The organism is Tropicimonas sp. (genome assembly GCF_047971885.1).
In the GTDB taxonomy this organism is placed as follows: Bacteria; Pseudomonadota; Alphaproteobacteria; order Rhodobacterales; family Rhodobacteraceae; genus Tropicimonas.
In genome coordinates, this window is sequence record NZ_JBKEAE010000177.1 from 14,708 (window position 1) to 28,904 (window position 14,197).

The following is a 14,197-nucleotide window of genomic DNA, read 5'->3' on the forward strand; positions in this document are numbered from 1 at the left end:
CGCTTCTCCTCAGGTCTTCGCGACCGTGTCGGCCAGGGTCTGGCCACTCAGCTTAAGGCCGAGCCAGACCACCAGCGAGGTGAAGGCCAGCAGAAGAAAGCCAAAGGCCGCCCCGGATTCCCAGTTAAACCGGGTGATGAACTGATCGTAGATCTGCTCGGTGAACCAGCTCGAATTCTTGCCGCCGAGCAGGATCGGCGTCAGATAGCTGCCTGCCGTCAGCATGAAGACCACGATACAGCCCGAGACGATCCCAGGCATCGCGTAGGGAATGATGATCCGCCTGAGCACCGTCAGCCCGTTGCCGCCGAGGTTGTAGCCTGCCTCGATCATGTCGTCGCCCATCCCGTCGAGCGTCGAGACCAGCGGCACGATCATGAACAGGATCACCGTGTAGACCAGCCCGATCACCACCGTCACGTCATTATAGAGAAACTCGATCCCCTCGCTGGTGAAACCGGCCCAGATCAGGAAGCTCGACACCACCCCGGTCTCGCGCAGCAGCAGGATCCAGCCGAAGGCGCGGATCAGGTCGCTGACCCAGAGCGGAATCAGGCACATCAGAAACAGTGCCCCGCGCGATCGCGGGCCGGCGATCTTGGCGATGTAATAGGCAACCGGAAAGCCGATAAGCAGCGCCAGCACGGTGACCAGCAGCGACATCGAGCCGGTGCGCAGCAGCGTGTTCCAGTAGATCGGCTCGTTGATGAAATCGATGTAGTTGCCCAGCCCGATCTCGTAGGTGCGCGGCGCCACCTTTTCGCGCAGCGACAGCCACACCATGCCGATATGCGGCAGCAGGATCAACAAAACGATCCACAGGGCGAAGGGCGCAAAGAGCAGGATAAGCGACAGGCGTCTGATATCGGATCGCATCGTTTGCCCCTCAGAGCGGAAAGCACATGGATTGCGCGCTGGCCCAGCCGAGCCGGACGGTATCGCCGGCGCGCGGATCGTCGGGGCCGCCGGTTACCACCACATCGGCCTCGATCAGTTCGCCGGTCGGGCCGCGCACCAGCACCCGGCTGTTGGCACCGTTGAAAAGCAGGCTGTCGACCGTTCCCGTCAGCGTATTCTCGGCCGGAGCCGCTGCGGGGGTGTCGCCGGCCTTGGTGGCGCGGATGAATTCCGGGCGGACGAAAAGCTCCACCTTCTGGCCTGCCGCCGGGGGGGTGCTGCCGCGCGCGCTGCCGGTCACCGTCAGCCCGGCCTCGGTCTCGACCCTGACCTGCGCGCCGCGCACCTCGGCCACCCGGCCCTTCCAGCGGTTCGAATCGCCGACGAACCCGGCGACAAAGGCGGTTTCAGGCGCGTGATAGAGGTCTTCGGGCCGGCCGACCTGTTCGAACCGGCCGGCGTTCATCACCGCCACCAGATCGGACATCACCAGTGCCTCGGACTGGTCGTGGGTGATGTAGACGAATGTGGTGTCGAACTGGTGCTGAAGCAGTTTCAGCTCGATCTTCATCGCCTCGCGCAGCTTTAGGTCGAGCGCGCCCAGCGGCTCGTCGAGCAGCAGCACATCGGGGTCGAGCGCCATACAGCGGGCAATGGCGATGCGCTGTTTCTGCCCGCCCGAAAGCTGGTGAATCTCGCGCCGGGCCAGATCGGGCAGCGCGACGCGCTCCAGCACGTCGCCGACCTTGCGCGCGATCTCGTCCTTCGTGGCGCCGGCGCAGCGCAGCCCGTAGGCGATGTTCTCGTAGACGTTCATCATCGGAAACAGGGCCAGATGCTGGAACACCATCTTCACGTTGCGCCGGTTGGGCGGCACCTGAAGAACCGAGGCCCCCTTGATCCGGATATCGCCTGCGCTCGGTGCCTCGAACCCGGCGATCATGCGCATCAGGGTTGTCTTGCCGCAGCCCGACGGCCCGAGGATCGAAAAGAACGTGCCGCTGGGAATGCGAAAGGACACGTCGTCGACCGCGCGGAAATCGCCGAAATCCTTGCAGATACCCGTGCACTCAAGATCGAAAACGCTGTCGGTCGTCATCTTTGCCGCTGCTCTCCGGTCAATGATTGTCGGGGCGGCACCCGGTGGCGCCGCCCTGTCCCCTGGCCGCTTATTCGGTGGCGGCCTTGATCTTCTCCAGCGTCTTGCCCTCCATGTCCTCGATCCCCGGCGGGATGTTGGCAAAGAACTTGAGGTTGTCGATATCGGCCTGGGTAAAGGCGGCCTGGACGGCGGCCTTCTTGTCTTCGGGCAGCAGGTCGGTGCCGCCGTTGACGGCGGCGATCGCGCCGGTGCTGGCCGACATGACCGTGATGTTCTCGGGTTCCAGAACGAAGTTGATCCACTTGTAAGCCGCGTCGTCGGCCTGCCCCTTGCGCGGAATGACGAAGGTGTCGATCCAGGTCAGCGCCCCGGTCTCGGGCGGAATGAAGACGATATCGTGGTTTTGGTCGTAGAGCTTATAGGCGGTCGAATCCCAGGTCTCGGCGGCCACGATCTCGCCCGAGAGCATCATCGCCGACAGGTCGTCGCCGCCGTTCCAGTAGGCCTTGATGTTGCCCTTGCATTCGATGAGCTTCTCGCCCACGCGGTCCAGAAGCTCCTGATACTTCTCCGGATCGGCGTAGGTCGCAAACGGATCCTCGCCCATCGCGAAGGCGGTCGCCAGCAGGATCGTCCGCTTCAGCCGCATCGAGGTCTTGCCCTTGTAGGCCGGATCGCAGAGGTCGTCCCATCCCTTGACATCGGGCGCCTTGGTCACGTCGGCCATCAGCCCGGTGGTGCCCCACTGGTGCGGCACGCCATAGATCTGCCCGTCGATGGTGGCGTTGGCCTTGACCGCCTCCAGATGCACCGGCGACATCGCCTCGGTATCGACCATCGAAAGATCGAGCGGCTTGTAGATGTCGTATTCGAGTTGCGCGGCGTAGATCCGGTCGTGACTGGGCTGGGCCAGGTCGAAACCCGCCCCGCCGGTGGCGCGCAGCTTGGCGATCATCTCCTCGTTGTTGGAAAAGGTCACCTCGACCTCGATATCGGGGTGGCGTTCCTCGAATTTCCGGATCAGTTCCTCGGGGGCATAGGACCCCCATGTCAGCAGCCGCAGCGTTTCGGCCATGGCCGAGGTTCCGCCAAGCGCCGTGGCTGCCATCAGCCCGGCAATCAGAATGCGCGTCTTCATCTCTCTCTCCCTGTTGTTCGGTGCGATGCCTTGCGGTCAGCACTCAGGACCGGACTTTACGACAGATCGACCCGGCGTCCACACCTCAATTTTCACGATCCCGCATCGCCAGAGCGTCGAAAATGCCCCGGATTCGTGACGCTTGCCGCCGGTATGTCCGCCTGCGCCGTGCGGGTGGCGCCCATCGCCATGCCGGAACTTCCCGTCTTGCCATTGGCGCCGGAGAGGGATTGAAGGGAAGGTACCGTTCATCCGATACGCCAGGGGTCGGGCAAGCGCACCGGCGATCGGGCGAACCTGCCCGACCAGCCCGGAGCCCGCCATGGCCAGCGCCACCTTCGCACCGTTTCAGTACCGTACCTACCGGATGCTGTGGATCGCGTCGCTGATCACCAACCTTGGCGGGATGATCCAGAATGTCGGTGCGGGCTGGCTGATGACCTCGCTCACCGAGAGCCCGGCGATGGTCGCGATGGTGCAGGGTTCGGTCACCCTGCCGATGGCGGTGCTGTCGCTGCTGGGCGGTGTCTTCGCCGACAGCTTCCAGCGCCGCACGGTCATGCTCGCGGCGCAAAGCTTCATGCTGGTGGTCTCGGCCTTGCTGGCGCTGCTGACCTGGACGGGCATGATCGGCCCGTGGAGCCTGCTTGCATTCACTTTCGCCATCGGCTGCGGCGCCGCGATACACCTGCCTTCGTGGCAGGCGTCGGTGGGGGATCTCGTTCCGCGCGAGGATCTGCCGCAGGCGGTGCTGCTGAACGGGATGGGCTTCAACCTGATGCGCAGCGCCGGTCCGGCGGTGGGCGGCATGATCGTTGCGCTGTTCGGGGCGGCCGCCGCCTTCGCGATCAACGCGGCGACCTATCTGCCGGTGATCGCCGTTCTCCATGGCTGGAATCCGCCCAGGGCTGCCGAAACCCTGCCGCGCGAGCCGGTGGGCAGCGCGCTTGTTTCGGGGCTGCGCTATATTGCGCTCTCCGGCGAACACCTGAAGGTTCTGTTGCGTGCCGCCGTCTTCGGCTTCGCGGCGGTCGCCGTTCTTGCGCTGATGCCGGTGATCGCCAGCACGGTATTGCAGGGCACGGCGATGACCTTCGGTGCGCTTCTGGCCGCCTTCGGCATCGGGGCGGTGATCGCCGCGCTGACGATGCGGCGGCTGCGCGAAAGAATGGACAGCGAAACCATCGTGCGCCTGTCGATGGTGGCGCTGGCGCTCGGCATGCTCGGTCTGGCAAGGTCCGGCGCGCTGCTGCCGGCCTGCATCGCGGCCGTTCTGTGTGGCGCCGCCTGGCAATCGGCCATGTCGCTCTTCAATGTCGTGGCGCAGCTTTCGACCCCGCGCTGGGTTCTGGGGCGGGTCATGTCTGTGCTGCAGGTATTCACCTTTGGCGGGCTGACGCTGGGCAGCTTCGTCTGGGGGCATGTCGCCGATGGTGGCGGAGTTCAGGCCGCCCTCACCGCTGCGGCGGTTGCCTGTCTGATCGGAGCGGCGCTGGGGCTGCTGATTCCGCTGCCGTCGGACGAGGCGCGCAACCTCGAGCCGTTCCACCGCGCGACACTGCCGGTTCCGGCGCTCGACATCGAGATGAACAGCGGTCCGATCAAGGTTTCGGTGGAATATGTAGTGCCACAGGCACATACCGGGCGCTTTCTCGAACTGATGGCGCGGCGGCGGGTGATCCGGCTGCGCGACGGGGCGCATGGCTGGTCGCTCTATCGCGACCTCGGCGACCCCGAGCGCTGGCACGAAAGCTACCGGGTGCCGACATGGGCCGCCTATCTGCGCCATCTCGCCCGGCGCACCTCCACTGATGCCGAGAATTTCCTGCAACTCAGGGCGCTCTGCCCCGAGGACTGCCCGCCGCAGGCGCGCCGCTGGATCGAACGCCCGGCCGACCCGGAACACCTGCACGACCGGCGGCGCGGGGCGGCAGGTGTCAGAACGGAAAGAAAACCGGGATGATCAGGACCGCGACCACGGCGAATATCACGTTCAGCGGCAGACCGACGACCAGAAAATCGCGGAACCGGTAGCCGCCGGCGCTGTAGACGAAGGTATTGGTCTGGTACCCGATGGGCGTGGCGAAACTGGCCGAGGCCGCGAACATGACCGCCATGATGAAAGGACGCGGGTCGAAGCCGAGATGTTGGGCCAGCGCAATCGCGATCGGGCCGACCAGCACCGCCACCGCGTTGTTCGAGATCATTTCGGTCAGTGTGCTGGTCAGGACATAGACCACCGCGAGGATGGCAAGCGGACCCGCGTCGCCCAGGGCGGCCACGGCGTGTTCGACAATCAGCCTCGCGGTGCCGGTCTCCTCCAGCCCCATGCTCAGCCCCAGCATGCCGAAGATCATGAACAGGATGCGCCAGTCGATGGCGGCGAAAGCCTCGTCGGGGTCGACGCAGCGGGTGAGCATGACGATCACCGCGCCGATAAGGGCAAGCCCGGCGATCGGCATCACGTCGAAAGCCGAAAGCAGCATGACGCCCACGATCACCGCAATGGCGACCGGTGCCTTTTCGCGCCGCATCGCCCGGCCCGTGGTGGCCGAAAGGTTGACGATCCCGCCATCCTCCTGCAGCCGCTGCATGCCCTCGGGCGGTCCCTCCAGCAGCAGCGTGTCGGCGAAGTGCAGGCGGATGTCGTCGATCCTGTCCGAGATGTTCCGGTCGTTGCGGTGCACCGCCATGACGTAGACGCCGTATTTCCGCCGCAGCCGCAACTCGCCCAGCTCCTTGCCGATCAGATGAGAATTGGGGCCGACGCTCGCCTCCATCGTCACGGTGCGGTCGGCGGTGACCGGCTCGAAGCCGGTATCCGCGATATCGCGGAACTCCACCTGCCCGTTTTCCTTCAGGCCGAGAATCTCGCCCGCCCCGGTCTTGACCACCACCCGGTCGCCCGGTTCGAGCACCAGTTCGGCAAGGGCGCGCCGCATCGAGACCTCGCCTCGGATCACGTCGAGAATGCGCGTTCCGCCGGTATTGAACGGCAGATCCGTCAGCGTTCTGCCGACAAACCGCGATCCCGCCGGGATCAGCAGGCGCGCCATGAACCGGCGCTTGCCCTGCTGCCCGAGCAGGCTTGCCAAAGAGGCGCGGTCGGGCAGCAGGTAGCGCACGGCAAATACCATGTAGAGCGTGCCGACGGCGGCAAAAACCAGTCCCGGCAACGTCATCTCGAACATCGAGATCGGCGGCTGCCCGGCATCGCGCGCCACACCGCTCATCAGGATGTTGGTCGTGGTTCCGACCAGCGTCAGCGTTCCGCCGAAGATTGCCGAAAACGACAGCGGGATCAGCACCCGCGACGGCGCAACCCCCACCGACCCCGCCACCGAGATCATGATCGGTGTCAGCAGGATGACAACCGGCGTGTTGTTCATGAAGGCCGACGCCACGATCGTGCCCACCATCATCAGCAGGATGGCCCGCAGGTACGAGCCGCGCGCCCGCCCCTTGAGGAATTCGCCCAGCATCGTCAGCACGCCGGTGCGTTCGAGTGCCGCCGAAATGATGAACATCATGGCAATGGTGATCGGCGCCGGGGAACCGAAGACGGTGAGGAAATCGCCGGTCTGGATGATTCCGCTCGCCAGCAGCGCCGCCGAGGCCGCAAGCGCCGTCACCTCCGGCGGGTAGCTTTCCCTGAAAAAGCCGAGGAAGACGAGACCGAGCAACGCGAGCACGAAGATCTGGTCGAGACTCATGGGGCGATTCCCGCACAAGAGAGGACGTTCCGCGCAGCAATGACACAGCGCGCGGCGCTTTCAACAGAATCGTTGCGCCCGGAACCCGGCCGGTGCCCCTTTACTGTGCGGGGTTTCTGTGGCTGGCTCCGGCCTGTCGCTTCACAAGGGAGGCATTTCGTGGATTTCCATCTCTGGCTCGCCTTCGCCTCGGCTTCGGTCATGCTGTTGCTCATCCCCGGTCCGACCGTCCTGCTGGTGCTGAGCTATGCCATCAGCCAGGGGCGGCGGGTGGCGCTGGCCACGGCCGCCGGGGTTGCGCTGGGCGATCTGATCGCCATGAGCGCGTCGCTTGCCGGGCTCGGGGCGCTGGTTCTGGCCTCGGCCGCGCTTTTCACCGTTCTGAAATGGATCGGTGCGGTCTATCTGGTCTGGCTCGGTGTCAGGCTGTTCCGAAGTGCGGCGTCGGTATCGGTCGAGGCGATACGCGACATGCCGCAGGTCATGCCCCGGCAGGTGTTCGGCCATGCGGCGGCGGTGACCGCGCTCAACCCCAAGTCCATCGTCTTCTTCATCGCTTTCGTGCCGCAGTTCATCGCGCCCGATGCGGCGCTGATCCCGCAGTTTGCGGTGCTGATCGCCACTTTCGTCGGATTCGCCACCCTGAACGCGCTGGCCTATGCCCTGCTGGCCGACCGGTTGCGCCGCCGCATCGCCGGTCCGGCGGTGTTGCCGGCGCTGACCCGGCTGGGCGGCGGGGCGCTGGTTGCGATGGGGGTGGCGACGGTGGCGATCCGGCGCACGGTATCCTGACCACAGGGTCCCGCATCAGTGGAAATCCCGGCTGGGAAACAGCCGTTTGGCCTGTTCGCGTGGATGCCGGGCACGGGGCGGAAAACGCTGCGGGCGGGGGGCGTCGTCGGCCTGCGGCCGGGTGATGCCCACCGCCTCGTCCAGCGGATGACCCAGATCGGTGAGCCGGTGCGACAGGTCCTCGATCCGCTCGGCGATCACATGGACAACCCGCCCCTGCCGCTCGACCCGGCCCGTTACCCGCAGGAGCCGCCCGCCCATGACGATGCGCCTGTAGCGTTCGTAGACCTTTTTCCATACGACGATATTCGAGACGCCGGTTTCATCCTCGAGCGTCAGGAAGACCACGCCCGAGGCCGTTGCCGGGCGCTGGCGGGTGATGACGAGCCCGCAGACCGAAAGTCGCCGCTGCGGGGTTCGCGCCAGTTCCGCGTGCGGCGTCAGGCCGGGTATGGTGCCGCGCAGCAGTTCGACCGGGTGGGCGCGCAGGGATAGGCGCAGGGCGACGTAATCCTCCACCACCTCTTCGCCCAGATGCATCGGCGGCAGTTCGACCCGGGGCTCGTCGATCCCCTCTCCGTCGATCGGGTCGGCAAAGAGCGGCAGCGGCGCGGGCGCGCGGATGGCGCGCACCTGCCAGAGCGCGTCGCGCCTGGTCAGCCCCATGGCCGAAAACGCATCCGCCTCGGCCAGCCGTTCGAGCGTGGCGGGCATGGTGCCCGCGCGCAGCCACAGGCTCTCGGGGTCGGGGTAGCCGTTGCCGCGCGCGGCGGCGATCCACTCGGCCTCTTCCTTGCGGAACCCCCTGATCTGGCGGAAGCCCAGCCGCAGCGCCAGCGCCCCGTCGGCGCGGCGCTCCAGCAGGTTGTCCCATGTGCTGTGGTTGACGCAGACGGGGCGAACCTCGACCCCGTGCTCGCGCAGGTCGCGCACGATCTGGGCGGGGGCGTAAAAGCCCATCGGCTGGGCGTTGAGCAGCGCACAGGCAAAGATCGCCGGGTGATGGCATTTCAGCCATGACGACACATAGGTCAGCATCGCGAAGGCCGCCGCGTGGCTTTCGGGAAAGCCGTAATCGGCAAACCCCTCGATCTGGGAAAAGCAGCGGTCGGCCGTCTGCCGGTCGTATCCGTTTCCCAGCATCCCGCGCACGAACTTGTCGCGAAACTCGCCGATCGTGCCCATGCGCCGGAACGAGGCGAGCGAGCGGCGCAGGTGGTCGGCCTCTTCGGCGGTAAAGCCCGCCCCGACCACGGCGATCTGCATCGCCTGTTCCTGAAACAGCGGTACCCCCAGCGTCCGCCGGGTAACCTCGGCCAGTTCCCGGCCGAAGGGTTCGGGCCTTTCCAGCCCCTGCCGCCGCCGGATGTAGGGCTGGACCATGCCACCCTGGATCGGACCGGGGCGAACGATGGCGACCTCGATCACCAGATCGTAGAAGGTACGCGGGCGCATCCGGGGCAGAAAGTTCATCTGCGCCCGGCTCTCGACCTGAAACACCCCCACCGCGTCGGCGACGCAGAGCATGTCATAGGTCGCCCGGTCCTCCTGCGGGATCGTGGCGATGGTCAGGTGCCTGTGCTCGTGCTCGGCCAGCAGGCCGAACGCCTTGCGGATGCAGGTCAGCATGCCGAGGCTGAGTACATCGACCTTGAGAATGCCAAGCGCGTCGATATCGTCCTTGTCCCATTCGATGACGGTGCGGTCCTCCATCGCCGCGTTCTCGATCGGGCAAAGCTCGTCGAGCCGGCCCCGGGTGATGACGAACCCGCCCACATGCTGCGACAGGTGGCGGGGAAAGCCGATGATCTCGTCGATCAGGCGGATCGTCTGGGCAAGCCGCCGGTCGGCCGGGTCGAGCCCCAGTTCGCGGATCCGCTCCGGATCCGCCCCGCCGTTCGACATGCCCCAGATCTGGCCCGACAGGCCGGCCGTCACGTCCTGGCTCAGCCCCATGACCTTGCCCACCTCGCGGATGGCGGCGCGGGAGCGGAAGTGGATCACCGTGGCACAGAGCCCGGCGCGGTGGCGGCCGTAGCGCTCGTAGATCCACTGGATCACCTCCTCGCGCCGCTCGTGTTCGAAGTCGACGTCGATATCGGGCGGCTCGCCCCGGTGGCGCGAGACGAAGCGTTCGAAGACCATGCCGATCATGTCGGGCGCGACATCGGTGATTCCCAGCGCCCAGCACAGGATCGAATTGGCCGCCGAGCCCCGCCCCTGGCAGAGGATGCCGCGCGAACGGGCATGGGCCACGATATCGTGCACGGTCAGGAAATAGGCGGCAAAACCCAGATCGGCGATCACCTGCAACTCCTTGTCGGCCAGCGCGCGGTGACGTTCGGGGATCCCTTCGGGATTGCGCCGCGCCAGCCCCTCGTCGGTCAGCCGCTCGAGCCGTTGCTGCGGCGATTCCCCGTCGGCGATCTCGTCGGGGTATTCATAGGACAATTCGCTCAGCCGGAAGCCGCAGCGCGCGGCGATCTCGGTCGTGCGGCGCAGCGCGGCGGGGTGATTGCGGTAGAGCCGCGCCATGTCGACCGCCCCCTTGAGCCGCCGTTCGGCATTGGGCAGGGCGCGGGTGCCGATCCGGTCGATGGTCAGCCCCTCGCGCAGGCAGGTCAGCACATCGGCCAGTTGCCGCCGCCCGGCACGGTGCATCAGCACATCGCCCACCGCCACCATCGGCGCCGAACAGCGCAGCGCCAGCCGCGCGCAGGCGTCGAACCACGCCTGATCCGAACCGTCGTAACGCGGTGCCGCCCCAAGGAAGACATGGCGCGGGTAGCGGCGTTGCAGGGTCTGGACCGGATGCAGGGCCGCGGCCGGATCGGTCGGCGGCAGGGCGATCAGGATCATCCCCTCGCAGCCATCGAGCAGATCGCGCAGTTCCAGCCGGCAATCGCCCTTTGCGGCCCGCCGCTTGCCCCGCGTCAGCAGCCGTGCCAGCCGGTGATAGGCGGGCCGGTCGGTGGGCAGCGCCACCCATTCCACCGGACAGTCCCGCAGCACCAGCCGGCATCCGACGATCAGCTTCGGCAGGCGGAGCGCCCCGGTCACGGCCAAATCCGGCAGGCGGCCGAAATCCTGCCGCGACGAGGGGTCGATGCGCTGGTGCGAGCGAATGCGCACCGTCTCTTCGGCCTTGCGTTCAAGTTCCCTGAGCGCGGAAAAGGCCCGCACCACCCCGGCCAGCGAATTGCGGTCGGTGATGGCGATGGCGGCAAGCCCCAGTTCGGCGGCGCGCACCATTAGTTCCTCGGGGTGCGAGGCGCCGGTCAGGAAGGTGAAGTTGGAGGTCACGCAAAGTTCGGCATAAGCCGGGGGCGCAATGGCACCACCGTCTTCCGCGGGCTCCGGGCGCGTCGCGCCGCTTCCGGCCGGCAGCGGGGGAGAGGGGTGAGGCGAGCCCGTCATGCGAATTCCCCCTGCACGAACCAGCCGGGGACCTGCGGAGTATGGAAAAGCCAGAGCCGCCGCCCCTGCCGGGTCTCGACGCGCCAGTAATCGCGCAGGCCCGAACGCCAGGCGTCGTCGTCCAGCCACCATTCCGGCGCGATCCGCTCGGGCCCGGTGGCGCGGGCGATATCGAGCGTCATGCGCCGCCAGCGCAGCCGTTCGGGCGGGTGCGGGCCGGTGCCGGCAACGGGTTCGGGCGGAAACAGGCGCAGCGGGCGCGGGCGCAGGCTGACCCATGGCCCTTCGGGCCGGGACCACGCCGCCGGCGCGATCAGAAAGGCCCGTTCGGGGATGTGGCTGTCGGCGGGCAGAAAGCGGCGCACGTTCTCCAGCCCGATCCGGGTGCCGATGCGGGTGATCAGATCGTCGAGCCGCCGCCCCCCGCGCCCGTCGGTGCCGCGCAGGACGACTCCCGCCTGCTGCACGGGCAATGGCTCGGTTCCGGTCGCCTCCAGCCGCATCTGGTCGATACCGAAACCGGCCTCGACCCCGGCCACGCCACGTTCGAACAGCGGCAGGATGCGCTCGGGGTTGTGCATGGCGCTGGCAAGCCGCAGTTCGACCTGCCCGCTGCCCCGGTCGACGCGCCGCAGGGTCAGTTGCAGCACCCGTGCACCGGCCCCGTTCGTCCTGAGCCGGGCGCAGAGCGCATCGAGCAGCCGCGCCGTGCCCGCCATCACGTCGGCCACCAGCCCGATGGGTTCGGGAAAGGTCAGCCGGACACCGTAGTGGGGCGGGTCGGGAAACGGGTCGATCGCCTCGGGCTGATCGCCGAGCGCCTGATCGAGCCGGGTCAGCACCTGCCGCCCGAAACGCCGGGCCAGAGGGGCGCGGGGCGTGGCGGCCAGATCGGCGATACGGCGCAGCCCCAGCCGTTGCAGGCCGGTGACGGTCTCGTCCTCCAGCCGCAGTGCCTCCACCGGCAGATCGCCGATGCCCTCCAGCCCGGAGCGGGGCGGCGCGATTCCCTCGCCATGATGCGCCAGCGCCCAGGCGCCGCCGCGTGTGTCGGCCAGCCCCAGCCGCAGCGTCAGCCCCGCCCGCCCGGCCCGGGCGCGCATGTCGTCGAGCATCGCCGCCTCGCCGCCCCAGAGATGGGTGGAACCCGTCACGTCGAGCGCCAGCCCGTCCACGCCGTCAAGCCCCGCCCAGGGGCAATAGCGCGTCGCCCAGCGGCAGAGCGCGGTCAGGAAGCGGGCATCCTGCACCGGGCTCGCCGGGGCGCTTTGCAGATCGGGGCAGAAGGCGCGGGCATCGGCAAAGGTCATCCCCCGGTGCAGGCCCAGGGCCCCGGCCCGCGCGTTCAGGCAATGGAGCCGTTCGGTATTGTCCCGCTTCAGCGTCAGCGCAAAGGGCGCGTCAACCGGGCGCGCCCGCAGAACCCGGTCGCTCGCCAGCCGGGGAAACCACATCGAGACGACGCGCCGTGTGTGTCCATCGAACATCCCAGGTTCCCACTGTTCCTGATTTGTTCTTTTTAATCTCCCACCGCATCAGAGTCGAGTCGCCTTCCGCTGGGTTGAAGAGCGGCATCGCCTGCCAGCGCGTTTCGGCGGCGTTGCTGCCCATGCCTTCGGGGATCAGGCAAAGCCCGGTTGTCCGGCCCGCTCCGGCCGCCAGTTGCAACCGCCGCCCCTCGCGCAGGTCGAGCGGGCGCGAAACCTCCAGCACCACCAGCGAAACCGCCCCGTCGCGCAGCGCCTCCTCGGCCACGGCCAGAACCTCGGTCTGGTCCCGCGCCTCGGCCAGCAGGAGCCGCTGCGGATCGAAAAACACTGACAGCCCAAGCGGATCGAGCGCCTCGGGCCGCCAGCTTTCGCGTATCCACAACAGATCGCCCGGCGCCCGCGCGCAGGCGATTGCCGCAAAACCCGGCGCCCCCGGCCCGTACACCTCGTGCACGCGGCCGCGCCGCAATGGAAAGCAATCCTGAAACCGGCCTGACATGGCCACAATCCTACCCCGCCAGCCGGCGGAGACAAGGTGGGGCGGGAAAAGGTCACCCCTCGATTCGCGGGGCGAGATCACCGCCACCGAGATGTGCCGGCGGTGACGGATTCAGACGAAGAACTCGATCCAGCCGGTGACATCGGTGAAAACCTCGGCCCGGTTGGTCTCGTTGAATATCTCGTGCCGGGCACCGGGATAGGTCTTCTGTCCGGCGATTTCCCCCTTCAGTCTGCCGAACATCTCCTCCGATGCGGCCAGGGCGACAATGGTGTCTTCCGCCCCGTGCAGCATCAGGGTGGGGCAGGCGAATTCCGGCCCCTCGGCAAGCCGTGTCAGGCTCTTCTTCATGCCCTCCACCGTCTCGCGCCTGAACGGCCCGTGCCAGACCAGTTCGTCGTCGGCGTAAAGGGCGCCAACCGTCTGATCCCGCGACAGCGCGGCGGGGTCGAGCGGGTCGTCGGGCATCTCGTCGAGCGCAAGCAGCGCATCGACCAGACCGGCGGCATTCAGCAATGCCCCCGAAAGCACCGCGCAGGACAATTCCCTTCCGTAAAGCTGGATGTAGCGCGCCGCGATCAGCCCGCCCATGGAATGACCTATCATCACCATCCTGAGACGCGGATGGCGCCTGCGCGCCTCCCCGACCGCAAGCCGGACATCCTCGACATTCCGTTCGAGGTCGGGCAACAGAACGCGTTCCCCTTCCGAACGGCCATGGCCGGCATGATCGAGCCCGATCGTCAGCATGCGGTGCGCATTGAGATGCGCGGCCAGTTCCCCGTAGCGGCCGATATGTTCACCGTAGCCATGGACCAGAACGACCATGCAGCGCGGGTTCTCCACCGGCCATTCACGCATATGCAGGCGGCCTGCGTGGCCGTGCACTTCGAAATCGCACATCGTGTCCTCCCTCGGCTCCTCCGGGAGAAATGTTAGCGGTCCGATCCGTTCAAGTGAACTGTCAAGTTCCGTTTCAGATCAATGGCCCGAAGGATAGCCTCGTTCTCCGCCGAATGACGGCATAGAGCCCATCGTGACGGTAATAAACTGGCATGACGGAGGGCGGCACCCGTCTGCCGGGTGGGCGTGCAACGCTTGTGGTATTCACTTCATGCCGGCCACGAACCTCCAACGTGCGTGCGCGCA

General features: G+C 67.0%; 10 protein-coding genes. 2 read left to right on the top strand and 8 right to left on the bottom strand.

The window, feature by feature from the left end; all coding sequences use genetic code 11:
* Positions 1-9: 9 nt before the first annotated feature.
* The 3 genes from ACK5IR_RS14910 to ACK5IR_RS14920 form a co-directional block, all read right to left on the bottom strand.
* Positions 10-876, bottom strand: a complete 867-nt coding sequence (locus ACK5IR_RS14910) for an ABC transporter permease (RefSeq protein ID WP_416929962.1) — start codon at positions 874-876, stop codon at positions 10-12.
* Positions 877-886: 10 nt separating this feature from the next.
* Positions 887-1,996, bottom strand: coding sequence for an ABC transporter ATP-binding protein (locus ACK5IR_RS14915; RefSeq protein WP_416929963.1), 1,110 nt, complete (start codon positions 1,994-1,996; stop codon positions 887-889).
* 70 nt (positions 1,997-2,066) lie between these two features.
* Positions 2,067-3,137: an extracellular solute-binding protein gene (locus tag ACK5IR_RS14920; protein ID WP_416929964.1), complete on the bottom strand. Its 1,071-nt coding sequence runs from the start codon at positions 3,135-3,137 to the stop codon at positions 2,067-2,069.
* A gap of 322 nt (positions 3,138-3,459) precedes the next feature.
* Here ACK5IR_RS14920 and ACK5IR_RS14925 point away from each other — a divergent pair, with 322 nt between their 5' ends.
* Positions 3,460-5,100, top strand: coding sequence for an MFS transporter (locus ACK5IR_RS14925; protein WP_416929965.1), 1,641 nt, complete (start codon positions 3,460-3,462; stop codon positions 5,098-5,100).
* Here ACK5IR_RS14925 and ACK5IR_RS14930 read toward each other — a convergent pair.
* Complete coding sequence (locus tag ACK5IR_RS14930) at positions 5,075-6,850, bottom strand: SLC13 family permease (protein ID WP_416929966.1); 1,776 nt, start codon at positions 6,848-6,850, stop codon at positions 5,075-5,077. The two genes, ACK5IR_RS14925 and ACK5IR_RS14930, sit on opposite strands and share 26 nt — an antisense overlap.
* 159 nt (positions 6,851-7,009) lie before the next feature.
* On the opposite strand from ACK5IR_RS14930, the gene ACK5IR_RS14935 reads away from it, so the two are divergent.
* Positions 7,010-7,642, top strand: coding sequence for a LysE family translocator (locus ACK5IR_RS14935; protein WP_416929967.1), 633 nt, complete (start codon positions 7,010-7,012; stop codon positions 7,640-7,642).
* A gap of 15 nt (positions 7,643-7,657) precedes the next feature.
* Here the strand turns inward: ACK5IR_RS14935 and ACK5IR_RS14940 are convergent, their stop codons facing one another.
* The 4 genes from ACK5IR_RS14940 to ACK5IR_RS14955 form a co-directional block, all read right to left on the bottom strand.
* Entirely contained in the window at positions 7,658-11,059 is a 3,402-nt protein-coding gene (locus ACK5IR_RS14940; RefSeq protein WP_416929968.1) for an error-prone DNA polymerase, read from the bottom strand.
* Positions 11,056-12,546: a Y-family DNA polymerase gene (locus ACK5IR_RS14945; RefSeq protein WP_416929969.1), complete on the bottom strand. Its 1,491-nt coding sequence runs from the start codon at positions 12,544-12,546 to the stop codon at positions 11,056-11,058. The genes ACK5IR_RS14940 and ACK5IR_RS14945 overlap by 4 nt, the downstream gene beginning before the upstream one ends.
* Positions 12,461-13,048 (bottom strand): ImuA family protein, encoded by a 588-nt coding sequence (locus ACK5IR_RS14950; protein WP_416929970.1) that lies wholly within the window; start codon positions 13,046-13,048, stop codon positions 12,461-12,463. The genes ACK5IR_RS14945 and ACK5IR_RS14950 overlap by 86 nt, the downstream gene beginning before the upstream one ends.
* A 111-nt stretch (positions 13,049-13,159) precedes the next feature.
* Positions 13,160-13,951 (bottom strand): lysophospholipase, encoded by a 792-nt coding sequence (locus tag ACK5IR_RS14955; RefSeq protein WP_416929971.1) that lies wholly within the window; start codon positions 13,949-13,951, stop codon positions 13,160-13,162.
* Positions 13,952-14,197 lie beyond the last annotated feature (246 nt).

What these genes read in the sequence shown, in the direction of transcription:
- ACK5IR_RS14920 (WP_416929964.1), bottom strand. Translation starts at nt 3,137, where the DNA reads ATGAAGACGCGCATTCTGATTGCCGGGCTGATGGCAGCCACGGCGCTT.
- ACK5IR_RS14945 (WP_416929969.1), bottom strand. Translation starts at nt 12,546, where the DNA reads ATGTTCGATGGACACACACGGCGCGTCGTCTCGATGTGGTTTCCCCGG.
- ACK5IR_RS14950 (WP_416929970.1), bottom strand. Translation starts at nt 13,048, where the DNA reads ATGTCAGGCCGGTTTCAGGATTGCTTTCCATTGCGGCGCGGCCGCGTG.
- ACK5IR_RS14930 (WP_416929966.1), bottom strand. Translation starts at nt 6,850, where the DNA reads ATGAGTCTCGACCAGATCTTCGTGCTCGCGTTGCTCGGTCTCGTCTTC.
- ACK5IR_RS14925 (WP_416929965.1), top strand. Translation starts at nt 3,460, where the DNA reads ATGGCCAGCGCCACCTTCGCACCGTTTCAGTACCGTACCTACCGGATG.
- ACK5IR_RS14910 (WP_416929962.1), bottom strand. Translation starts at nt 876, where the DNA reads ATGCGATCCGATATCAGACGCCTGTCGCTTATCCTGCTCTTTGCGCCC.
- ACK5IR_RS14915 (WP_416929963.1), bottom strand. Translation starts at nt 1,996, where the DNA reads ATGACGACCGACAGCGTTTTCGATCTTGAGTGCACGGGTATCTGCAAG.
- ACK5IR_RS14940 (WP_416929968.1), bottom strand. Translation starts at nt 11,059, where the DNA reads ATGACGGGCTCGCCTCACCCCTCTCCCCCGCTGCCGGCCGGAAGCGGC.
- ACK5IR_RS14955 (WP_416929971.1), bottom strand. Translation starts at nt 13,951, where the DNA reads ATGTGCGATTTCGAAGTGCACGGCCACGCAGGCCGCCTGCATATGCGT.